A 23,191-nucleotide genomic window follows, 5' to 3' on the forward strand; every position below is an offset into this window, starting at 1 on the left:
TCGCCTCCTACCGGTAGCCCAGCCGGACCCGTGGATCCAGCCAGGCGAGAAGGATGTCGGACAGCAACGTGCCGATCACCGTCAGCACACTGATGATCAAGATGATGGATCCGGCCAGGTACATGTCCTGGGTACGTAGCGCGCTGAAGAGCAGCGGCCCCGTCGTCGGCAGGTTCAACACCTGGGCGACGATCACCTCGCCACCGACCAGCCCCGGGAGCACCCAGCCGATGGTCGACACGAACGGGTTCAACGCCATCCGGACCGGATACTTGACGACGAGTGCCCGCTCCGAGACGCCCCGCGCCCGCGCCGCCACGACGTACGGCTTCTTCAACTCGTCCAGCAGATTGGCGCGCAGGATCCGGATCGTTCCGGCGGTGCCCGCGGTGCCGAGCACCACGATCGCGATCCCGATCGTCAACGGCGAGATGCCGCTGGTGCTCAACCCGAAGACGCGGTACGCGATGTACATCATGGCGAGGGCGAGCATGAAGTTCGGAATCGCGAGGCCCAGGAAGCCGATCGTCGTGGCCAGGTAGTCCCCGATCGAGTACTGCCGCACCGCGGAGTACAGCCCGATCGGGAACGCCACCACCCAGGTGAAGATCAGCGCGAACACGGTCAGCCCGATCGACCACGGCAGCCGGTCGAGTACCAGGCTCGTCACGCTCCGGCCGAACTCGAACGACTCGCCGAAGTCGCCATGGAAGAGGATGCCGCTGATCCATTTGCCGTACTGCACATAGAACGGATCGCCCAGGGCGTACCGCTCCCGCAGGCCTTCCAGCATGGCCGGGTCGACCTTCTCGCCTTCGGACTCCATCCGGGTCACCCAGGAGGTCAGGAAGTCGCCCGGCGGAAGCTGAATGATGGCGAACGCCACCACCGAGATGGCGAACAAGGTCGGCACCATATAGAGACAGCGGCGCCCGATATACGTGAGCACGCCACACCTCCTGTGCGTGTCAGAGCAGTGAACGTTACGGACGGATGGGCACAGCGCGGCCGGGCCGCGTCGCTACGTCACGAAGTACTGCTCGGGGTGGGTCACGCCCGGGTAGGGGAATTTCGCGGCGAAGAAGGTCTGGTCGACCATGTTGCGGAAGTTGTTCTTCACCACGCCGTACGGCGGAACCGGCGTGCTGATGCCGATCAGGTAGAACTGCTCCTTGGCGATCCGCAGCACCTCAGCCATCAGCTCGTTCCGCCGATCCGGGTCTGGCTCAACCAGAACCTCCTGGTAGATCCGGAACTGTTCCTTGACCGGCTCCGGCGGTTCGATGCCGTCCTCGGTGTCGCCGTCGAGCCAGTTGGACCACTTGGACGCGAAGACGTTGTCGATGCCCCACCGCGGCAGGTAGAAACTGGGAGAGTTCACCGGGTCGAGGGCGCCGTCGCCGTCCCAGACGTGTGCCTCATGCTCGTTGGCCTGGATCAGCTCGTAGCGCAGCTCATTGGCCTCGGTCTGCATGCTCATGTCGATGCCGACCTCGCGCCAGTACCCCTTCACCAGCTCCAGGCTGTCGATCATCTCCGGCTTGCCGGAATCGGTGGCCACCAGGATCCGGAACGAGATGGGCTTGCCGTCCGGCCCCAGCCGGATGCCGTCGGCGTTCCGCTCGGTGTACCCGGCGTCGTCGAGGTGCCGGTTGGCCAGGTCGACGTCGTACTCGGTGTACTGCTTGCCCATCTCCTCGTCGTACAGAGCACTCTCCGGAAGCGGCGCCGGCTGCCAGGGCTCCCCTTGGCGGGCGTAGACCGCTTCGATGATCTCCTGCCGGTTGATCGCGTGCGACAATCCGATCCGGAAATCCTTGTTGCCGAAGATCTCCCGTTTAACCTCGTCCTGGCAGTTCTGGTTCAGCAGGATCGTCATTGTGTTGATCTTGTCCGGCACCAGGTCGAAGAAGTCGTAGCCACCGGACTCCCGGTCGCGGGCGAGCACCGGCTTGTTCGTCGTCGTGGTCACCACCCGATCGATCATGTCGATCTCGCCCTGCAGCGTGCTCAGCAACAGGACCTCGGCATCCTGGAAGATGCCGAAGCGGATCCCGTCGAGGTAGGGCAACTGGTTGCCGTCCGGGTCGATCTTCCAGTAATACGGGTTCCGCTCGAAGAGCATCTCGGTGGCGTCCGAGACGGGCGTGGTCGGAACCCACGCGTGCAGTCGCGGCAGCTCGATGTCGTGCCACATCGCCCCGCCCCACAACGCATCCTGCAGCGCCTCCACCCATCCGGAGAAGTCGGCGTCCTTCGCGTTCTGCTCCGCGTCGTCGCTGTAGTCCGGGTGGAACTTCTCCAGGTAGTGGCGCGGAAGCCGGGTCGGCATATAGGCGATCTCGCCGGCGAGCTGCTCCAGGAAGAGCGCGTGCGGCGCGGCGAAGGTGAAGACGACGGTGACGTCGTCGACCTTCTCCAGCGTGCCCATCTCGCCACCCGCGACGAACAGGCCGTAGTCACCGGGATTGACCTGGGGGTGGGTGAGCACGTCGTTGTAGGCGAACAGGATGTCGTCGGCCGTGAACGGCGCACCGTCCGACCACTTCATGCCTTCCCGGAGAATGAACGTGTAGACGGTGGCGTCGTCGTTGATCTCGACTGCCTCGGCTACGTTCGGAATCGGCTCGGTCCAGTCCAGGTTCCACCGCACGAGGTTCTCGTACGCGAGCGTGTAGATCAGCCGGCCACCGTCGGTGCCGACCATGCCGTTACGCCAGGTTCCGCCGTACTGGCCGATCTCCTCAATGGGCTGTACCACCATCGGGCTGGCCGGCAGCCGCTCGGCCAGCGGCGGAAGCTCACCGCTGTCGACCAATGCCTTGAGCCCCGGCGCCTCGCCGGTACCGCCCTCCGGCGGCGCGCTCGGGGTCGCGCCGTTGCCGCCGTCGCCGCTGCCGGAGCTGCACGCGGGAACCAGCGCCGCAAGTGTGAGCGCCCCGCCCGCGCGGAGCAGTTGTCGTCGGTTGAGCTGTAACAGGTGCCGTCGATCGATCTGTGGGTCCATCAGACACTCTCCTTTGAGGTGCGTCATGGCCAGATGTGCATCGGGCGGCGGAACACGGTGTTCCGCCGAACAGGGCCTCTTAGTAGCCGTGGACGTCGGGCCAGCGCAGCTCGACGCCGTCGCGGGTCAACGTCTTCTGATACGCCCGTAGCCGGGCCTCGTCGTGCCGCACCTGCTGCGGTGTGGTGTTCTCGGCCACGCAGTGCGCCGCCAGTACGCCGGCGGCTTCGCCGACGTTCCACTCCACCGGGTGCAGCCGGTAACAGCCGTTGGTGATATGCGTGGTGCCGATGTTCTTCGCCGCCGGAAGCAGGTTGCGCATCCGCACCGGCAGCAACGCACCCAGCGGGATCTGAAACGGCAACGAACCGACGTCGATGTAGTTGTCCCCACCCGTGGACGGATGCAGATCGATCCGGTACGAGCCGACACCCACCGAATCGTCGTACGGCTTCGCCGTTCGCTCTGGCCGTAGCGCCTGCGCGACGTCCTGCTCCACGATCGTGTACTCCGCGACGATCCGCCGCGACTCGCGGATGTATGGATACTTCGCCAGGCCGTGCGAGGTGCCGAAGACATCGCCGCGCAGCCGCAAGCCCGGTAGGCCGGTGCCGCCGTCCATCCGTGGCATCTCGGTCTGCATCCAGTACAGGAAACTCAGACTCATCCGCCGGGCGCCTTCGAGGTGGAGGGCTGCCTCGTCGTCGTCCACCTCGAACACCGGACCGGACAGGTAGTCGATCATCGGCCAGTTCACGATGACGACGTCGCTGCGGAACGCACCCGGCACGAAGTTGTCCCGGGCGATGATGCGGCGGAACTGCCAGAGATCGATGTCGCCGCCGCCGTACCGTCGGTTGAACTCCTCATCGTGATGCGGCTCGAACGTCCGCTGAACCGGTTCCAGACTGTGCGGCTTCGGCGCTACCAGACCGAACATCGGCCCGGGCCAGTACGGCGGTTGAAACTCCCGCCAGAGGGCATAATCGTCCGGCTTATCAATGGTGTGGTCTTCGCCCTCCAGATGGTCGACCGCGAAGCACCAGGAAACCGCCTGCATGTTCAGCGGCTGGCCCTCGGCCGGGGCGCTCGGCTCCCCGGTATCGTCCTGCGACTCGAACCCGGTGACGTATTCCGTGCCGGTCAGCGGCAACAGCTCGCCGGTCTCGGTCGCGTCCAGGACGTAGCGCGCCGTGACGGTCAACCGCTCACCCGTCTCCTCGTCCTGCACGGTGACGCTGGTGACGGTGTCGCCGTCCGTAGTGGCCGCGACCGGCCGGTGCCGCAGCCGTAGATCCAGCCGGCCGGCAGCCCGGTGCGGCGCGAGCATCGCCTCGAGCACGGCCAGCGCGACCCGTGGCTCGGCGCAGATGCGGCTCACCGCTCCACCGCCGGGGTTGAGGTGACGCGCCGCCCGGGCGGCTTCGGTGAGCGGGTAATGCCGCCGGTAATAGTCGCGGATGCCGTCCCGGAACGACCGGTAGGTCGCCGTGCAGCCGAACTGCTCGATCCAGGGATGCTCGTCCGACGGCACGCCCTGAGCGGTGATCTGGCCGCCGACCCAATCGGTCTCCTCGGTCAGCACCACCGTCATGCCGTGCCGCGCCGCGGCCAACGCGGCGGCGACGCCACCGAGCCCGCCGCCGATGACCGCGACGTCTACGCCGATCTCCGTCATGCGGACCTCCCCGTCGCAGGCGCCATGGTGCTCTCTCCGGGCGGGGTGCACGGCAACAGCAAGTGGTCGTCACGGGTGGCCTGTGGGTCCTCGAGGATCTCCACCAGCATCCGCACCGCCGCACGCCCCATCTCGTTCCGCGGGATGCCCATCGAGCTCCACGAGCGGCCCGGATGCGGCCCGTCGCTGGTGCCGCGCAAGACGACCACCGACACGTCGTCCGGAATGGTCATGCCGCGTTCCCGGGCGAATTCGCCGAGCCGCGCCGCATAGCTCTCGTCTTCGGCCACGAAGGCGGTCATGCCGCTGGCCAGGGCATGGTCGAACCAATCCACGGAGAGGTGCTGGGCCCCCATCAGCACCGGCAACGCCGGCAGCCCGGCTGCCTGGCAGCTCGCTCGGTAGCCCTGTTCACGGTCGATGAGCGCCTCCATCCGCCCGTCCAATCCGACGTAACCGATGCGCCGATGGCCCAGGGCGATCAGCCGGTCCACGACGTCCCTCGTGGCGGTGGTGTAGTCGGCTCCGACCCAGCGGAACTCCACCCCCGGGACCTCCCGCCGGCCGACGTGGACGAAGGGATATCCCTCGTCGGCCAGCTTGGCGATGTCCGAGCTGTCGTGGGTGAAACCGAGCAAGACGCTCCCGTCCGCCACGTTCAGCCGGTTCACGCCGTCCCGGTAGATCCGCCGCTTGCCGTTCGGTTCCTCGGTCGAGGTGAACAGCACCAGGTCATAACCGTCGAGCACAGCCTGCTCCTCGATGCCGATCAGGAACTCGTGGAAGAAGTCCCGCTGGCTGATGGGGAAGACCGACTCGAACGTGTGCACACCGAGCAGCTTGTTGCGCTTGCCACGGAGACTCCGTGCCGCCGGGTTCGCGACGTAGCCGAGGTCGCGCACGGCCTCGCGGACGCGCCGGACCGTCTCCTCCGGAATCCGGTGAGCGGTCGCCCGGCCGTTGATCACCGCCGACACCGTCCCCTGCGACACTCCGGCGCGTCTGGCGACGTCGCTCTGGGTCGGCGCCTGCTGGCGGCTTTTGATCGCCACTCCACTCTCCTCTGCTATTTCGTAATAGCAACGTATTAGCAGGAATAACGCTTTATTTGCTATTTCGTTGCAGCGACTTTAGAGAGACTTCCTCGCCGAGTCAAGGGTGAACGGTGGATTTCCCTGACGTGACAGTCCAGGACACCCGGAACCAGAGCGAGGCCCAGACCCACACCCAGACGCGGGCGTGTCCGCCGTCGACTCTCGGCCCACCATGCGGTTACCGGCGCTCGCGGGCCGCCGCGACCGTTGCTCCCTCCACGATCGAACACGGGACGACGACGCTGGCGCCCTGCCCCTCCGGATCGTCGACCAGTTCCACCAGCGCATCGATCGCCATCCGGCCGATCTCCTTGCGTGGTATGTGCAGCGCATGCCAGCGCTGACGGGCCTCCGGGCCGACCGCCTCGAGCACCACCACGGAAACGTCGTCGGGCACCCTGAGCTCGCGGGCGTCGAGCCCGGCCAGCAGCATCTCCGCGAGCGGCTCACTCTCCGCGACCACCGCCGTCACCGGCCCCGCGGCGAGCTCGTCCAACCACGAGGCGAGAAGGCTCGTCTTGTCTTCGGAGAGCGCCGACCCGGCGCTCGACCTATCCTCCAGCCCGAGCTTCCGCACGGCGTCGACATATCCGCGCCGCCGGTCCTCGTACGCCTCCATACCCAGCGTGCCGTGCAGGTACGTCAGGTGGCGGTGCCCGTGCCGGGCCAGCATCTCGACGATGTCGCCGGTGACGCCGAAGTAATCCGGAACGATGCACGGGATCTCCGCGCCCGGCACTTCGCGGCGGCCGATGTGCACGAACGGATACCCCTCGTCCCAGAGCCGGGCCAGGTCGTTCTTATCCGTCAACGCACCGAGCAGCACGCTGCCGTCCGCCAGATTCAGCCGGTTGACCCCGTCGCGATAGACGCGTCGACGGCCGTCCGAGGTGCCGGTCGAGGTGAACAGGACCAGGTCATAACCCAGCTCCTCGGCCCGTTCCTCGATTCCCAGCAGGAACTCGAAGTAGAAGCTCTCTCGGGCGTGCGGGAACACCGGCTCGAACGTGTGGACGCCGAGCAGCTTGTTGCGCTTCTTGCGCAGGCTCCGCGCCGACGGATTGGGGACGTACCCGAGTTCCTTTACGGCCTGCAGAATCCGGCGCCGGGTCTCCTCCGGGATGCGCGCCGATTCCGCGTCCGACGCGATGACCCGGGACACCGCCGACTGGGACACGCCGGCCAGCCGCGCCACGTCCGCCTGGCGCGGCGCGCGTTCCCGACGTCTTGCCATCCGGCCTACCTATCCCCGCCAGTGCCGCCCGACCATGACACCCCGGCACGGCATACGTATGAGCACACGGAGAGGATAACATCCATCCGTCCGCTAGTACGTACGAGCGCACCTGAGACATCCTGCCGACCTAGGACGCCCGTGCCCCGACCGACGACCTGCGCGCCCGCCGACCTCGTCCGTCTGTGCGGGCGGTTGCGCACGCGCGGTCAGCTGTCGTCGTCGCCACCTGGGCGCATCTTCTCCCATTTCTTCTTGCACTCCGGGCAGACCGGGTACTTCTCAGGGTCTCGGCTCGGCACCCACACCTTGCCGCACAGCGCGATCACCGGCGTACCGTTGATCATGGCATCGGTCAGTTTGTGCTTCGGCACGTAGTGGGAGAACCGATCGCGTTCGCCGTCACCATCACCAGGTTGGGTTCCGGTATCCGGTCGCTCGATGGTCTCGGTGCCCGGGCTGAACTGCGTAGTCACAATCCCCAGTCTACGGATCGAGACAACTGCTGATCGACTGGAGTTGAGGACATGAGTGTCTCTACTATTCACTCATGACACGGACGTCCGGACAGCCCATGAGTCCGGGCATCCTCAGTCCGGCACACCGGTCGCTCACCGTCGGCATCGTCGCCACCATCGCGTTCATCGCGTTCGAGGCGATGGCGGTCGCGACGGCGATGCCCACGGCGGTTCCCGAGTTGGACGGCGTCAAGTACTACGCTTTCGCGTTCTCCGGGTTCTTCACCACCAGTCTGCTCGGCATGGTCGTCTCCGGTGAGCTATGCGATCGCCGCGGACCGTTGCTGCCCAGCGTGGTCGGGGGCGTGACGTTCAGCGTCGGGCTGATCATCGCGGGGACCGCCCAGTCGATGTGGCCGTTCGTCGCGGGCCGTGCCGCCCAGGGACTCGGCGGAGGCCTCGTGATCGTCGCACTCTACGTGGTGGTCGGACGCTCGTACGACGAGTCGCTGCGCCCGCGGATCTTCGCCGCCATCTCCGCGGCCTGGGTGGTGCCCTCGATCGTCGGACCCCTCATCTCCGGGCTGCTCAGCGACCACGCATCATGGCGCTGGGTGTTCCTCGGCCTGGCGCCGTTCGTGGTGATCCCGATGGTGCTGATCCTGCCCTCGGTGCGGGCCGTAGACGGACCGCCACCGTCCGGACCGGTGGTGCGGCGCCGGCGGATGCCGCTGGCCGTCGCCACCGCCACCGGCATGGGGCTGCTGCAGTACGCCGGCAGCCGGGCGGATCTCGCCGCGGTCGGATTCTGCGTGATCGCGGCCGCATTGCTGGTGCCGAGTGTCCCCAGGCTGCTGCCACCGGGCACGTTGCGGATCCGCCGCGGCCTGCCGACCGTCGTGCTCATGCGGGGCATCCTCGCCGGCGCCTTCTTCGGCGCGGAGGCGTTCCTGCCGCTTATGCTCGTCGCCGAGCGCGGGCTGTCGTCCACCCTCGCCGGGCTTTCGCTCACCGGAGGGGCGCTGGGATGGGCGGCCGGCTCGTGGTATCAGGGCCGTCCGCGCACGGTCATCCCGCGGCACATGCTCGTGCAGGCAGGAAGCGCCGTCGTCGCCACCGCCGTGGCGCTGCTCATGCTAGTGCTGCTCCCGGCGGTCCCAGCGATCGTCGCGGCGGTGATCTGGAGCTTCGGAGCGATCGGCATGGGGATGGCGATGTCCAGCATCAGCGTCCTGCTGTTCGAACTCTCCCCGGTCGAGGAGCATGGGTCCAACTCGGCGGCGATGCAGCTGTCCGACGCTCTCTTCTCCATCGCCTTCGTCGGCCTGGCCGGGGTCATCTTCGGTTCCGGTCACGGGACCGAGACCGCCTCCGACGTCTCCGTCCCCACCTGGATCTACATCGTGATCCTGGTGGTCATGTCCGCTCTGGCGGTGTTCGGCGCCTGGGCCGCCGGCCGGATACGCCCGGACCGTGAGGGTGCGCGAGTCCCTGAGTCCAGCTCACGCGGGAACCGCTCCGGGCCGCGCCAAGCGTGACGTCCTCTGACCGAAGTCGGACCTCGCCGGCGGCGTGCCCGGTGCTCGGTATTGCTCGACGGTCCGCACGCATGTCGGTTCGTGACCTGTCGGGGTGGGCGGCTATCGTCGTGAACGAGCCCGGTTCGCTGATGCAGCGGGTCGGGCGTTGCTGTGCCCGGTCGTAGACCAGACGAGGAGATCTGTGAGCACCTCCGCCGCTGAGCACCTGCCACCCTTGTACCCGGCGCGAGCGCCGTGGGGAACAGCAGGCAAGCTGCGGGCGTGGCAGCAGGCCGCCCTCTCCGACTACCTGGAGCGAGACCCGAAGGACTACTTGGCGGTCGCCACGCCCGGCGCCGGAAAGACCACCTTCGCCCTGCGGGTCGCGGCCGAGCTCCTCGCCAAGCGGGTGGTGCACCAGCTCACCATCGTCGCGCCCACCGAACACCTGAAGCGGCAGTGGGCCGATGCGGCGGACAAGGTCGGCATCACCGTCGATCCGGCGTTCTCCGGCCGCAAGGGCCGGACCAGCCGGGACTACACCGGGGTCGCGGTCACCTATGCCGGCGTCGCGGCCCATCCCATGCTGCACCGCGCTCGCTGCGAGAACCGTCGCACGCTGGTGATCCTCGACGAGGTGCACCACGCGGGTGACTCCTTGTCCTGGGGCGATGCCGTGCGGGAGGCCTTCGATCCGGCCGCCCGCCGGCTCGCGCTGACCGGCACGCCGTTCCGCTCGGACATCAACCCGATCCCGTTCGTCACCTACATCCCGGAAGCGGACGGGCTACAGCGCAGCGCCGCCGATTACAGCTACGGCTACGCCGACGCGTTGCAGGACGGAGTCGTGCGACCGGTCCTGTTCATGGCCTACTCCGGTGAGATGCGCTGGCGCACCCGGGCCGGTGACGAGGTGGCCGCCCGGCTCGGCGAGCCGCTCACCAAGGATATGGTCGCCCAGGCCTGGCGGACCGCGCTGGATCCGGAGGGTGAGTGGATTCCCTCTGTCCTGCGCGCCGCCGACACCCGGCTCACCGAGGTGCGCCGGCACGTGTCGGACGCGGGTGGTCTCGTGATCGCCACCGACCAGGAGAAGGCCCGCGCCTACGCGAAGCTGCTCGCGCGCATCAGCGGCGAGCGTCCCACCGTGGTCGTGTCGGACGAGCCGAAAGCGTCGAAGAAGATCGCCGAGTTCAGCGAGAGCCAGGACCGCTGGATGGTGGCGGTCCGGATGGTCTCCGAAGGCGTCGACGTGCCGCGGCTCGCCGTCGGCGTCTACGCCACCGCGACGCAGACCCCACTGTTCTTCGCCCAAGCGGTCGGGCGCTTCGTCCGCGCCCGCAAGCGCGGCGAGACCGCCTCGATCTTCCTGCCGACGGTGCCGACGTTGCTGTCCTATGCGGGCGAGATGGAGGCCTCGCGGGACCACATCCTCGGCAAGACCTCCTCCCCCGACGACGATCCGCTCGCCGCCGAGGAAGAGCTGATCGCCGCCGCCCAGCGAGAGGAGAACACCCCCGACGAGCTGGTGCCGTTCGAGGCACTCGGTTCGGACGCCGCTTTCGACCGGGTCCTCTACGACGGCGGCGAGTTCGGCACCCAGGCCCAGGCCGGTTCCGCCGAGGAAGCGGACTACCTTGGCATCCCGGGCCTACTCGAGCCCGACCAGGTGGCCGCGCTGCTGCGGCGACGGCAGGCCGAACAGCAGGCGACGGCCAGAGCGCGCGGTGACGGCGACCCCACCGACGACACCGCCGGATCCAGTGCATCCCGCAACGGCTCAGAGGGGGGAGCCGACGGTGGCCGCACCGTCCCCGAACATGAACGCATCTCTATGCTGCGCCGTGAGCTCAACGGTCTGGTCGGCGCCTGGCATCACCGCACCGGGAAGCCGCACGGCGTGATCCACACCGAGCTGCGCAAGGCCTGCGGCGGACCGCCCGCCGCGCTGGCCACGGCGGAGGAGATCCAGAACCGCATCGACACGATCCGAACGTGGGCATCCACCCGGCAGCAGGACTGAGGCTTCGGATCAACCGCCGGCGGTGCTCTCGCGGACCTGAACGGTGAACGGCACCTCGACGTCCGTCGCCGGCGCGTCCGGATCGGCCAGCCGCCGCACGATGAGCCGGACCGCTTCGGCCGCGAGGAACGGGATGTCCGGCGACACCGTGGTCAGTGTCGGCGAGGAGTACCGGCCGTCCTCGATGTCGTCGAAGCCGGCGACGGCGATGTCCTCCGGCACGCGCACCCCCCGCTCACGCAGGACCCGCAGCGCCCCCAGGGCGATCAGGTCGTTGAAGCAGAAGACCGCGTCGATGTCGGTTCCGCTGTCGAGCAGCGCCGCCATCGCGCTCGCCCCGCCGGCGCGGTCGTACCCGATCTTGGACACCGTCAGAGCGGGGTCGACGTCGATTCCCGCGGCGGTCAACGCCTGCCGGTAGCCGCGCGCACGTAAGCCACCGGTCACCGAACCACGCTCGGCACCGATCGCCGCAATCCGCTGGCGGCCGATGTCGAGCAGGTGTTGCGTCACCTCACGGGCGGCGCGGACGTTGTCGACGGCGATGTGGTCGCAGCCGGCCGGATGTGCCCGTTCCCCGAGCAGCACCATCGGCGTGGCGTCCAGCCGAGCGGCGACATCCCTCGCCGGCGTCGCCATCGGACTGAAGACGATCCCGTCGATGAGCGTCGAAGCGAGCCCCTCGAGCGCGATCCGCTCGCCGTCCCGCTCGCCGAACGTCTCCTCGATCAGGACGACGAGCCCCTCCCGCTTCGCCGCCGCACCGATCTCCGAGGCGAGGACGGCGAAGTACGGCGAACGCAGCTCGGGCAGGGCGATGGCGAGGAACCCGGACCGTCCGTGCCGCAGGCTCCGCGCGGTCACGTTCGGGCGGTATCGAAGCTCGGCGATCGCCTGCAGCACCTTCTGCCGGGTCTTCTCGGTGACATTGGGATGGTTGTTGATGACGTTGGAGACGGTCTTGAAGGACACGCCGGCGCGGTCGGCCACGTCCTTCAACCGCGCGCCCACATCCGCTCCCTCCCACGTCGATGCCCTTGCCCGTGTGAGTCTAGTGCTCCGCGAACCGCACCATCGGCTCACGCCCGGCCACCGGCGGCAGATGGCAACAATCTCGCAACCGTGTCTTTACAACGGAGGAATAGCGGTGAAAGATGAGCGGACGGTTATCCGTTGTAAACGGCGAAACGAGGTATGCGTGTACGAGATCACGGTCGCCCTGGACCCGGCATTCACCGTCGGCCCGGTGGATCCCCGCCTCTTCGGGAGCTTCGTCGAGCACATGGGCCGGTGTGTCTACGGCGGCATCTTCGAACCGGACCACCCGACCGCCGACGAGCACGGGTTCCGCAAGGATGTGGCCGCGCTCGTCGCCGAGCTGGGCACCACCGTCATCCGATACCCCGGCGGCAACTTCGTCTCCGGGTACCGATGGGAGGACGGTGTCGGCCCAGTCGAGAACCGGCCGCGACGGCTCGACCTGGCGTGGCGGTCGATCGAACCCAACACCGTGGGCGTGGACGAGTTCACCCGCTGGGCCCGGGGCGTGGGCATCGACCCGATCATGGCGGTCAATCTCGGCACCCGTGGCGTGCGCGCCGCCGTGGACCTGCTCGAGTACTGCAATCTGCCGGCCGGCAGCACCGCCATGGCCGACTGGCGGGCACGCAACGGCCGGCCCGAGCCGCATGCCGTCCGCACCTGGTGCCTGGGCAACGAACTCGACGGCCCCTGGCAGATCGGGCACAAGACCGCCGACGAGTACGGCCGCCTAGCTGCCGAGACGGCCAGGGCGATGCGCCGCGCCGATCCGGACATCGAGCTGGTCGCCTGTGGAAGCTCCAACAGCGGGATGCCGACGTTCGGCAGCTGGGAGCGGACCGTGCTTGAACACACCTATGACCTGGTGGACCACATCTCGCTGCACGCCTACTACGAACCGATCGACGGCGACGTGGACAGCTTCCTCGCCTCGTCGGAGAACATGCGCTCGATGATCGACGCCGTCACCGCGACCGCCGATCACGTGGCGGCGACCACCCGCAGCCGCAAACGCCTCACCGTCTCGTTCGACGAGTGGAACGTCTGGTATCAGAACCGGTTCCCCGGCGAGGACGGGCTGGAGGTCCGCGACGGCGGGCCGCTGATCGAGGACACCTTCGACGTCGCGGACGCCGTCGTCGTCGGTGATCTGCTGATGGCGCTGCTGGACAAGTGCGACCGGGTCGCCATCGCCTGCCAGGCCCAACTGGTCAACGTGATCGGACTGATCCGGACCGAGCCGGGCGGATCGGCCTGGCGGCAGACGACCTTCCACCCGTTCGCGCTGACCGCCCGGCACGCCCGCGGAACCACGCTGCGGACCGCGGTCAGCACGCCCGCACTCGCCACCGCCCGGCACGGCGACGTGCCCGCCGCCCGAGTCACCGCCGTGCACGACGCCGAATCCGGCGAACTGGTGCTGCTCGCCACCAACCGGCACCGCACCGATCCGGCACGCCTCAACGCGTCACTCGCGTCCTTCGGCGTCACGGATGACGCGCTGATCGAGCACGTCACCATCGCCGACGCCGACCCGCACGCCACCAACACCGCCGAGCACCCGGACCGCATCCACCCGCGGCCGGTCTCCGGCACCGAGATCGCCGACGGCCGCCTGACCGCGACGCTCGCGCCGCTGTCCTGGCACCTGATCCGCATCCGCACCGCACAACAGTGAGCCACCACCACGTCGCACAACAGTGATCCGCTTCCCAACGTCTGTGAAGGAGCTGCTGTGAACCACCACCGTCCATCCCTGTCCCATCCGCTCTCCCGCCGCCGTTTCCTCTCCGCAACCGGAGCGCTGGGCGCCGGGGCGTTCCTCAGTGCCTGCGGAGGCGGGTCCGCCTCCCCCGACTCCGAACCGGCGGGGGCGGACACCCCCGCCTCGGACACCTACGACGGACCCAACGTCGAGCTCGAGTTCTGGAACGGGTTCACCGGCGGCGACGGCCCGTTCATGCAAGACCTCGTCGACACGTTCAACTCCGAACACGACAACATCGCCGTCAAGATGACCGTGATGGAGTGGGCCGACTACTACTCCAAACTCCCCGCCGCGGTCTCCTCCGGCCGCGGACCCGATGTCGGGATCATGCACATCGACTCGCTGCCCACCAACGCCGCACGCGGCGTCATCATGCCGCTCGACGACGTCGCCGCCGCACTCAACCTGCAGGCCTCCGACTTCGCCGACGCGGTGTGGAGCGCCGGCGAGTACGACGGGCAGCGCTACGGCATCCCGCTCGACGTCCACCCGCTCGGTTTCTACTACAACAAGACCGTCATGGAGGAAGCCGGGCTGGACCCGGACAACCCGCCGATGGACCGCGACTCGTACGAAGCGGCCCTGGAGCAATTGAAGTCGGCCGGCATCAAGGGACATTGGATGTCGCCGCACCCGTTCACCGGGAGCATGACGCTGCAGTCGCTGATCTGGCAGTTCGGCGGCAGCCTGTTCAACGACGACGGCACCGAGGTCACTTGGCATGAGGATCCCGGCGTCCAGGCGCTGACCTGGATGGTGGACGCGATCCACAACGACTACAGCCCGACCGATGTCGGGCAGGACGCGGATGCCATCGCGCTGCAGAACGGCCAGGCGGCGTTCAACTGGAACGGCATCTGGCACATCAACTCCCTCAAGGAGGTCTCCGGGCTGGAGTGGGGCGTGGCGCCGCTGCCGAACATCGGCGGCACGCAGGCCGCTTGGGCCGGTTCGCACAACTTTGTCCTCACCAAGCCTCGTCGTCCGGATGAGAACAAGCTGAACGCGGCTCGCGTCTTCGTCAACTGGGTGAGCAAGCAGTCCCTGGCCTGGGCGGAGGGTGGGCAGGTTCCGGCCCGTACCTCGGTTCGCGAGTCGGAGGACTTTCAGGCGCTCACCGAGCAGGCCGCCTTCGCCGAGCAGGTCGAGTACCTGCATTTCCCGCCCGCCGTCCCGGGCATTTCAGATGCGTTCGCCGACTTCGATCAGGCGCTCAACGAGGCGGTGCTACTCACCAAGGAGCCGGCGCAGGCGCTGGAACAGGCCGCGCAGCGCGCCGCCAAGAAGCTTGAAGAGAACCGCGACAAGTACAGCGGGTAGGCGACCATGGCCAGCACAGCCCTGTCACCGCGACGGACGAGACGAGGGCGGGCCGGCGACGGTGCCCGTCGGCCCATCCGCCGGCACGCGCCGTGGACGCCGTACGCGTTCATGGCGCCGTTCCTGATCATCTTCGTCACGTTCGTCGCCGCGCCCGCCGTCTTCGGCGTCTGGATGAGCCTGCACGACTGGGACTACATGCTCCCGGAGAAGCCGTTCGTCGGGTTTGACAATTACCTGAATCTGTTCGATCCGGCGTCGGCGGCGTTCGAGATGTTCTGGAACGGCATCCAGGCCACCGCCGTATTCACCGTCGCCAGCGTGCCGTTGCTGGTGGCCATCCCGCTGGGCCTGGCGGTGCTGCTCAATCGGCGATTCGCCGGCCGGACGTTCTTCCGGGCCGTTTTCTTCATGCCGTACGTGCTCGGCGTCGCCGTCGTCGGCTTGCTGTTCCGGTTCATCCTCGACCCGAACATCGGCGTGATCAACGCCGCCATCGACGCCGTCGGCCTCGATTCGGTCCTGAACGCCGTCGGGATCGGCACACCGATCCCCTGGATCACCGCTCAGCCCTGGGCGTGGATCAGCCTCGTGGTGATGACCGTCTGGTGGACGCTGGGCTTCAACACCATCATCTACCTGGCCGGACTGCAGGACATCCCATCCGAGCTGTACGACGCGGCGAAGGTGGACGGCGCATCCCGGTGGCAGCAGTTCCGCTACGTCACGCTGCCGGGCCTGCGTGCGGTGCTGCTGTTCGTCGTGGTCATCACCGTCCTCGCGTCGGCCAACATGTTCGGCCAATCGGTGCTGGTCACCGGTGGCGGACCGGGCGACTCGACGCGGACCGCGCTGATGGTGATCCTCGGTGAAGGCCTGGAGTCGTTCCGGATGGGGTCGGCGGCGGCGATGTCCTACCTGCTCGCCGTCTTCCTGGGGATCGTCTCGATCGTCAACGTGCTGGCCGTCCGCGGAAGGAGGCAGTCCACATGAGCGGCGACGCGACGAGCGAGCGGAGTGGTCGGCGTAGCGAGGAACGAGCGCAGCCGCCCGCGCAGGGAGCGAGGAGCGGAGCGGCGAGACCGTCGTCGCCTCCCGGTGGCAGACCCCGGTCGATCCTCGGCACCGGCATGTTCTGGGCATTCCTGGCGGTGCTGACCGTCATCTTCGTCGGCCCGATCGTCTGGATGCTGCTGACGTCGCTGAAGACCAACCCGGAGGCCACGTCGGTCCCGCCCACCGTGCTGCCGAGCGACCCGACGGTCGGCGCGTATGAAGGGCTGCTCCGGCTGGACGGCTCCTACCCGGTGCTGCGCTGGTTCTTCAACAGTCTTCTCGCCGCCACGCTGCACATGCTGCTGGTGCTGACCGTGGCGTCGATGGCCGCGTACGCGCTGGCCCGGTTGCGGTTCCGGCTGCGCGGCCTGTTCTTCGTCGTCATCGTCTCGACCCTCTTCGTGCCGGGTTTCGTGTTCCTGATGCCGAACTACCTGATCATCGACCGGCTCGGCTGGCTGGACACGATCTGGGCACTGGTGGTCCCCGGAGCGGCCGGGGCGTTCGGCGTCTTCTTCCTCCGGCAGTTCTTCGCCATGCTCCCCGGCGAGCTGGAGGAGGCGGCGCTGATCGACGGCGCCAACCAGTGGCAGATCTTCACCCGCGTGGTGCTGCCCAACTCCAAACCCGCGCTGGCCACATTGGCCGTGCTCTCCTTCCTCACCAACTGGAACGACTTCATCTGGCCGATCTACGTGCTGTTCAGCCCGGAGCGGCTGACCCTGCCCGCCGGGTTGCGCCTGCTCCAGGGCGCATACACCACCGACTACCCGGTGATCATGGCCGGTGCGTTCGTGGCGAGTGTGCCGGTGCTGATCCTGTTCCTGTTCACGCAGCGATACGTCATCGAAGGCGTCTCGCGCAGCGGCCTCAAGGGGTGATCCGACCACCATGTCCATGTCGATCCGATCCACGCTTCTCGTGCCGCTGGTGGCAGCGGCTATGGCCGCGTCCGCGCTGGCCGTCTCGGCGGCACCGGCCGGCGGCGACGCGTCCGGCGGCGCACACCGCGGCCACGGCACCACGCAGAACCCGATCTCGGCGCCGTTCTCCGACACGTATGCCGACCCGGCGGTGATCCGCGGCAAGGACGGTTACTGGTACCTGTACGCCACCAGCGATCCGCTGCACTCCGCACCGAGCGAGTTCGGCCTGATGCACGTCGCCCGGACCCGCGATTTCGCAGACTGGGAGTATCTCGGCACGATCTTCGACGACGACGCCCGTCCGGAGTGGACCACGTCGTCGTCGTTCTACTGGGCGCCGGACATCCGCTACGTCGACGGTGAATACGTGTTGTACTACACCGCCACCGACACCGTCGACGAGCCGGGCCCGTGGAACTACGCCATCGGTGTGGCCACCGCGCCGACACCCGCCGGGCCGTGGACCGACTCCGGCGGACCGGTGGTCGAGCCGCGGCCGGACGGCGGCGGTGGCTACTTCAACACCATCGACCCGGCCCTGTTCGCCGACGACGACGGGACCCGCTACCTGTACTTCGGCGGCTACCACGGCGGCCTCTGGGTCACCGAGCTGGACGAGACCGGCACCCGGGCCGTCGGCGAGCCGACCCAGGTGGCGCGCGCCGACCGCTACGAGGGCGCCTTCGTGGTCAAACGGGACGGCTATTACTACCTGACCGCCTCGTCGGCGAACTGCTGCGCCGGCCCGGTCACCGGATACAGCGTCTACGCCGGCCGCTCCACCAGCCCGCGCGGACCGTTCGTCGACCACGAAGGCGTCTCGATGCTCGACTCACGCGTGGGCGGCACCCAGGTGCTGGCGCAGAACGGGAACCGCTGGATCGGCGTCGGCCACCACGCGATCGTCAGCGACGTCGCCGGGCAGGACTACATCCTCTACCACGGGATCGACCGCGACCAGGCCTGGCTGAACGAGCCGGGCGGGGTCAACCGCCGTCCCACGTTGATCGACCGGTTGGACTGGATCGACGGCTGGCCGGTGACGCGGGCCGGCGCGGGACCGAGCGACTCGCCGCAGCCCGCACCGGTGACCGCGTCCGGGCTCGGCATCGACAGCGCCGACCCGGCCGGTGACGACGCCTTGGTGGCCGAGTCCGGCACGTGGCAACCGGGAACGGACACCACCGGGGACGCGGGAGAGGTCGGGCGCTTGGTTCCCGGCGACGACGGTGCGGCACACGTCACTACCCGGCGCGTCGCTCCTCGCGAGGTCCGCGTCGAGGCCGACGTCCGGGTGGACGGTTCCGGCGCGTTCTCGGTCGGGCTCGCCGACGCCGGCCCGCGCGGCGTGACGGTCACCGTCGACGCCGCAGCCGGTGAGCTGCGCGTCGCCGCCCGATCCGCGCGAGGTGGCACGGAACAGGTCGCGGAGCTGCCCGAGCGGTTCGATCCGGGCGTCTGGACCTCGCTGGCGGTTGAGTTGCGCGACGGCCGTGTGCACGCGCAGCTGAGCGAGAGCCGGCTCGGTGACGTCGACGCCGAGGTCACCCTGGAGCTGCCGGCAGGCGCGGCGATTCCGCGGCCGGTCCGGCTGACCGCCGCCGGCGGCGAAGCCGAGGTGGACAACCTGACCGTCGTTCCCGCGCACCGCCCGACAACCCAGCGAGTGGCCGATCCGGTCGCGGGCGCGGTGCTGCACGCGGAGGAGTTCGACGAGGCACCCGGCGACGGATGGCGGTGGGTCCGGCCGGACGATTCCGTCAAGGTCGTGGACGGCCGGCTGTCCTGGCCGCTGGACTCCGTCGACGTCGTCGGCTCCGGCAACACCGGTCCACTGCTGCTGCGCACGCCGCCGGACGGCGACTGGATCATGGAGACCAAGCTCCAGCTCGACCTCGGCACCGACACCATCCGCAACTATCAGCAAGCCGGTTTGATCGTCCATGTCGACGACGACACACTGCTTCGGCTCGGGGACGTGGCCATCTGGGGATCTCGGCAGGTGGAGTTCGGCAAGGAGATCGACGAGGGCGGCCAGCTGCGCTGGGGTGCGCATCTGGGCGGCCCGGTCGCCGAGACGATGTGGCTACGGATCGCGCACACCACCGATCACCAGACCGGTGAGCACCGGTATCGGTCCGCGTCGTCGCGGGACGGACAGACCTGGCGGTGGGGTGCCACCTGGACGCTGCCGGCCGACGCCGAGCCGGAAGTCGGGCTCTACGCCGGTGGCGGCTCCGATCCGGCCACGACCGCCACGTTCGACTACGTCCGTTTCCACGAGCTGCGATGAGGGGAATCGCCCTCATGTTCGCTGCGGCCGGCCTGCTCACCAGCGCGTGCGGCGGGCCGGCCACCGGCGAGCCGGCCAGCGAGCCCGCCGATCACGGCGACGCGGCACAATCGACGCACCCGACCGAATCGATCGAGCCTGCGGACCCGACCGAGCCGACGATCCCGGAGACAACCGACATGGGATTCACCAACCCCGTCTACGACCGCGACTTCCCCGATCCAGCCGTGATCCACACCGACGACGGATGGTTCGCCTACGCCACCAACTCATCTCTTGGGAACGTTCCCGTCCTGCGTTCCGAGGACCTGGTGACGTGGGAGCGGGCCGGCGACGCGATGCCCGCCCTGGCGCCCTGGGTGATCGGCGGACGCACCTGGGCCCCAGAGGTGGCGGTGCATGGCCCCGACCGCTACGTCGTGTACTACACCGCACATGACAAGCACAGCCAGCGGCAGTGCATCGGCCGTGCGGTGGCGTCGTCGCCCGCCGGTCCTTTCGTCGACGAGTCGGATCGGCCGCTGATCTGCCAGGAAGACGAGGGTGGCTCGATCGACGCGAGCCCGTTCACCGACGCCGACGGCACGCGATTTCTGCTGTGGAAGAACGACGGCAACGCCATCGGCGTCGACACCTGGATCTATGCGCAGCCGCTGAGCGACGACGGATTGGAGCTCACCGGCGAACCGGTCCGGCTGATCCGCCAGGACCAGCCGTGGGAGGGGCACCTGGTGGAGGCGCCGTTCATGTGGCTACGCGACGGCCGGTACTACCTGTTCTACTCGGCGAACGACTACGGTTCAGCCGCCTACGCGGTCGGCTACGCCGTGTGCGACGGCCCACTCGGGCCATGTGAGAAACCGCTGACCGAGCCGATCCTGTCCACCACCGACGACGCAGCGGGGCCGGGTCACTGCGTGCTCATCGAACACGACGGGCGTACCTGGATGGTGCACCACGCGTGGCCGCCGGACGCGATCGGATCGGCGCTACCCGGCCGCACCATGTGGCTGACCGAGCTCATCTGGGACGGCGACCGGCCGGTGCTGAATGGCCCGCGCGCCCAGGTGGATCGGGCGCCCTGACGCGCCGGCGCCGTCGGCCGGCGGTCACGCCTCACTGATACGCACGGCATCGGCCTCGATCCAGCCGTCCGACCCGGTCCATCGGCTGACGCCGACCACCTGCTGTCTCCCGCGTTTGAGAGGGAAGACGCCGATGCTGTTCCATCGGCCGCCACCCGAGCGTTGGTCCACGTACGCCGTCTGGAGCCCATCCGACGTGGCGACGAGGTAGGGCGCGCGGGGATTGTTGCTGGAACTCTGCGGATACCAGACGTCCACCCGGTAGCTGCCGGCGGACGGGATGTCAGCGCTGAACCAGGCCACGTCGCTCGCCAGAACCGGCTGCGCGTGCCGGTGGCTACCCCCTCGGCCCGACGTGGTCACCCGGACCCAGTTGTCACTGGCGCTGAACCCGGCGTCGTCGTTGTCGACGATCACGCGCCATCCGCCACCGGTGTCGCCGCGGACGTAGCCCATGTAGCGGTCCCAGTCCCAGTTCGGGCCCGGGTCCGTGTGGGTAGCCCCCGGCACCTCACTGTGCGCCACGATGTGCGTGCGGTCGATCGGGATGCCGTACTGGTCGCAGATGAACCGGGTCACCTTCGCCGAGGACCGGTACATCTCCTCGGTGTACCAGGATGCGTCGTCTACCCAGCCCTCGTGCTCGATGCCGATCGATCGATTGTTGTAGTTGCCGACGTGCCACGCGACGTCCTTGTGCCGCACCATCTGCGTCACCTGACCGTCCGACGAGCGGATCACGTAATGCGCCGAGACGTTCGAGTCAGGATTCTGGAACCAGGAGATGGCACCCGCATACGCACCCTGCGTCGTATGGATCACGACGCGGTCGATCGCGTAGTCGTTCGGCCGGTTCTGCGTTCGGTAGTTGCTGGAATGGGCCGCGACCCAGCGCGCCGACGGGTAGTCGGTCGCCGACGCCTGGAACGACGACGCCGGTGCTGCCAGCGTGAACGGTTCCTGCCCCGGCTGCACCCGCACCGTCCCTTCCTCGGTCTCGACGACGAATCCGCGCGCCAGCGCCGCATACACGGCGTCCGCCTCCATCCGCGCCACCGCCTCGTCCGGAATACCCGAGTACGCCGCCACCGGCTCGTACCACGATTCCAGCCGCTCCCGCTCCGCACCGCTCAATCCGGCCTGATCGGCCAGAGCCCGTAGCCATGCCGCCGCGGCATCCACGTTCGCGACCAGCTCGTCCCGCGCCTGTGCGACGGACGCTCCGGTGATCTCGGCCGCGGCGTCCAGGGTTCCGCCACCTGCGGCATCTCTCAGCTGCATCACCCCGTGCCCGCCGTATGCGCTCACGCCGCCGCGCACCCGGCTCACCGTGTGCGCCAGGCCCACCAGAATGTCTCGCGGAACCCCATGCGCCTGTGCGGCCTGCCGGAACACCATGTCCATCCGGGACAATCCGGGCGTGCTCACCCGAGGGTCCGCGCGTCCCGGGCGCGCATGCGCCACCGATGCGGCGGATGGAGCCACAACCAACGAAGCGCCGGCGACCAGAGCGGTGCGGCGAGATACCTGGCGCGTCACGATACGTTCCCCTCGTCCTGCTGCCACCCTGAATGTGACAGGATGCGAGGTCGAAACTACCGCCCAGTCACGCCTATTGTCACTAGTCCAAACGTCTAGTTCCCTCGCCGGCAATCAAGGTCGGGCCGTCGCGCATGTCACCACCCGTCGCGCATGTCACCATCCGTCGCGCGTTGGGCCAAGAATCCGGCTCTATGCGTGACGCAAAGTGACATGCGGCACGGACGGTGACACGCGATACGAGCGGTGACACGCGGTACGGAGGGTGACAAGCAAACCGATCGCACATGGGGCATGGCATCGCAACATGGGGCATGGCATCGCATGGGCCAATGGCGACAAGCACCGCAGCCGCGGAGACCAGCGAGGGTGGGGTGGGAGATGATCCCGGCCAGGGTAGGCGCGGGCATCGACGTGGGAGGAGCCCCCGGGGTCCCCGCGAAGTATCCGAGCGCTAGCGAGGAACTTCGTAGGGTGGGGTCGACGACCTCGTCGCGGGCGGGGCCGGGATCATCTCCCACCCCACACGGCCGCCGGTCTCAGCGCGCCACCTCGCCCGACACACCATGAGGAGCGTTCAGTTCATCGTCGGGTCATCCGGGAACGATGCCATCAGCGCCAGCGGCCCCGGCTGCCGGCGCAGCACCGAGCGCCACAGCCCATCGGCATGCTGGGAGAACGCGTCCTCTGGTTCCGCGTCCACCACGTACCAGGAGCCTTCCTCGATCTCGCCTTCCAGCTGATCCGGCGCCCACCCGGCGTACCCCGCGAAGACACGCAGGCCGCCGACGGCCGGCTCAACCACCTCGGCCGGGGTGTCCAGGTCCAGCACACCGACGTCACCGCTGACCCGTCGCACGCCGAGTGGCTCGCCGTCGCCGCTGATCAGCACCAGACCGAGTGCGCTGTCGGTGCTGACCGGGCCACCCTGGAAGATGACGTCGGGTTCCGAGGCGACATGGCTCCAGTTCGGCAGCAGCCGCTCGATCGGCACGTCGCTGGGGCGGTTGACGATCACGCCGAGTGCACCGTCGCTGTCGTGCGAGAGCATGTAGATGACGCTGCTCTCGAAGGTCGACCCGCTCAATGTCGGGGTCGCGACGAGCAACTGCCCAGTCAGCTTCTTCTGCCCCATGTCCCTATCGTGCC

Annotated in this window: 17 protein-coding genes; 8 read left to right on the forward strand and 9 right to left on the reverse strand. The window is 68.3% G+C overall.

Annotation, left to right across the window (positions count from 1 at the left end; translation table 11 throughout):
* Positions 1–7 precede the first annotated feature (7 nt).
* From G1H10_RS15870 to G1H10_RS33990, 6 genes are all read right to left on the reverse strand, one after another.
* Positions 8–949, reverse strand: coding sequence for an ABC transporter permease (locus G1H10_RS15870; RefSeq protein ID WP_163739483.1), 942 nt, complete (start codon positions 947–949; stop codon positions 8–10).
* Positions 950–1,021: 72 nt separating this feature from the next.
* A complete protein-coding gene (locus G1H10_RS15875) occupies positions 1,022–3,007 on the reverse strand; it encodes an ABC transporter substrate-binding protein (RefSeq protein WP_163739577.1) in 1,986 nt (661 codons plus the stop codon).
* A gap of 79 nt (positions 3,008–3,086) precedes the next feature.
* Positions 3,087–4,685 (reverse strand): FAD-dependent oxidoreductase, encoded by a 1,599-nt coding sequence (locus G1H10_RS15880; protein ID WP_174264387.1) that lies wholly within the window; start codon positions 4,683–4,685, stop codon positions 3,087–3,089.
* Positions 4,682–5,737 carry a LacI family DNA-binding transcriptional regulator gene (locus G1H10_RS15885; protein WP_216853312.1) on the reverse strand — a complete coding sequence of 352 codons (1,056 nt, stop codon included), beginning with the start codon at positions 5,735–5,737 and terminating at the stop codon, positions 4,682–4,684. The genes G1H10_RS15880 and G1H10_RS15885 overlap by 4 nt, the downstream gene beginning before the upstream one ends.
* A 220-nt stretch (positions 5,738–5,957) precedes the next feature.
* Complete coding sequence (locus G1H10_RS15890; RefSeq protein ID WP_163739485.1) at positions 5,958–7,013, reverse strand: LacI family DNA-binding transcriptional regulator; 1,056 nt, start codon at positions 7,011–7,013, stop codon at positions 5,958–5,960.
* Positions 7,014–7,222: 209 nt separating this feature from the next.
* A complete protein-coding gene (locus G1H10_RS33990) occupies positions 7,223–7,489 on the reverse strand; it encodes a DUF3039 domain-containing protein (RefSeq protein ID WP_163739487.1) in 267 nt (88 codons plus the stop codon).
* Positions 7,490–7,563: 74 nt separating this feature from the next.
* Between G1H10_RS33990 and G1H10_RS15900 the strand changes: the two genes are divergently transcribed.
* Together G1H10_RS15900 and G1H10_RS15905 are read left to right on the forward strand one after the other, a co-directional pair.
* Positions 7,564–9,009 (forward strand): MFS transporter, encoded by a 1,446-nt coding sequence (locus G1H10_RS15900; RefSeq protein WP_163739490.1) that lies wholly within the window; start codon positions 7,564–7,566, stop codon positions 9,007–9,009.
* 184 nt (positions 9,010–9,193) lie between these two features.
* Positions 9,194–11,014 carry a DEAD/DEAH box helicase gene (locus tag G1H10_RS15905; RefSeq protein ID WP_163739492.1) on the forward strand — a complete coding sequence of 607 codons (1,821 nt, stop codon included), beginning with the start codon at positions 9,194–9,196 and terminating at the stop codon, positions 11,012–11,014.
* A 9-nt stretch (positions 11,015–11,023) separates the two neighbouring features.
* On the opposite strand, the gene G1H10_RS15910 is transcribed toward G1H10_RS15905, so the two are convergent.
* Entirely contained in the window at positions 11,024–12,025 is a 1,002-nt protein-coding gene (locus tag G1H10_RS15910) for a LacI family DNA-binding transcriptional regulator (protein ID WP_163739494.1), read from the reverse strand.
* 187 nt (positions 12,026–12,212) lie between these two features.
* On the opposite strand from G1H10_RS15910, the gene arfA reads away from it, so the two are divergent.
* From arfA to G1H10_RS15940, 6 genes are all read left to right on the forward strand, one after another.
* A complete protein-coding gene (gene arfA / locus G1H10_RS34560; RefSeq protein ID WP_216853313.1) occupies positions 12,213–13,733 on the forward strand; it encodes an arabinosylfuranosidase ArfA in 1,521 nt (506 codons plus the stop codon).
* A 57-nt stretch (positions 13,734–13,790) separates the two neighbouring features.
* Positions 13,791–15,143, forward strand: coding sequence for an ABC transporter substrate-binding protein (locus G1H10_RS15920; protein WP_216853314.1), 1,353 nt, complete (start codon positions 13,791–13,793; stop codon positions 15,141–15,143).
* A gap of 6 nt (positions 15,144–15,149) precedes the next feature.
* On the forward strand, positions 15,150–16,136 hold the full coding sequence (locus G1H10_RS15925) for a carbohydrate ABC transporter permease (RefSeq protein ID WP_163739498.1): 987 nt from the start codon (positions 15,150–15,152) through the stop codon (positions 16,134–16,136).
* 137 nt (positions 16,137–16,273) lie between these two features.
* A complete protein-coding gene (locus G1H10_RS15930) occupies positions 16,274–17,080 on the forward strand; it encodes a carbohydrate ABC transporter permease (RefSeq protein ID WP_163739586.1) in 807 nt (268 codons plus the stop codon).
* A gap of 16 nt (positions 17,081–17,096) precedes the next feature.
* Positions 17,097–19,418 (forward strand): glycoside hydrolase family 43 protein, encoded by a 2,322-nt coding sequence (locus G1H10_RS15935; protein ID WP_163739500.1) that lies wholly within the window; start codon positions 17,097–17,099, stop codon positions 19,416–19,418.
* A complete protein-coding gene (locus G1H10_RS15940; protein ID WP_216853316.1) occupies positions 19,415–20,503 on the forward strand; it encodes a glycoside hydrolase family 43 protein in 1,089 nt (362 codons plus the stop codon). The genes G1H10_RS15935 and G1H10_RS15940 overlap by 4 nt, the downstream gene beginning before the upstream one ends.
* Positions 20,504–20,527: 24 nt before the next feature.
* Here G1H10_RS15940 and G1H10_RS15945 read toward each other — a convergent pair whose 3' ends face one another.
* Positions 20,528–21,931: a golvesin C-terminal-like domain-containing protein gene (locus G1H10_RS15945; RefSeq protein ID WP_216853317.1), complete on the reverse strand. Its 1,404-nt coding sequence runs from the start codon at positions 21,929–21,931 to the stop codon at positions 20,528–20,530.
* A 688-nt stretch (positions 21,932–22,619) separates the two neighbouring features.
* The gene (locus tag G1H10_RS15950) at positions 22,620–23,177 is read right to left on the reverse strand and encodes a YqgE/AlgH family protein (protein WP_163739502.1); all 558 of its coding nucleotides are present in this window, start codon (positions 23,175–23,177) and stop codon (positions 22,620–22,622) included.
* Positions 23,178–23,191: the final 14 nt, after the last annotated feature.

Origin of the sequence: Phytoactinopolyspora halotolerans (genome assembly GCF_010550675.1) — a bacterium.
Lineage (GTDB): Bacteria > Actinomycetota > Actinomycetes > Jiangellales > Jiangellaceae > Phytoactinopolyspora > Phytoactinopolyspora halotolerans.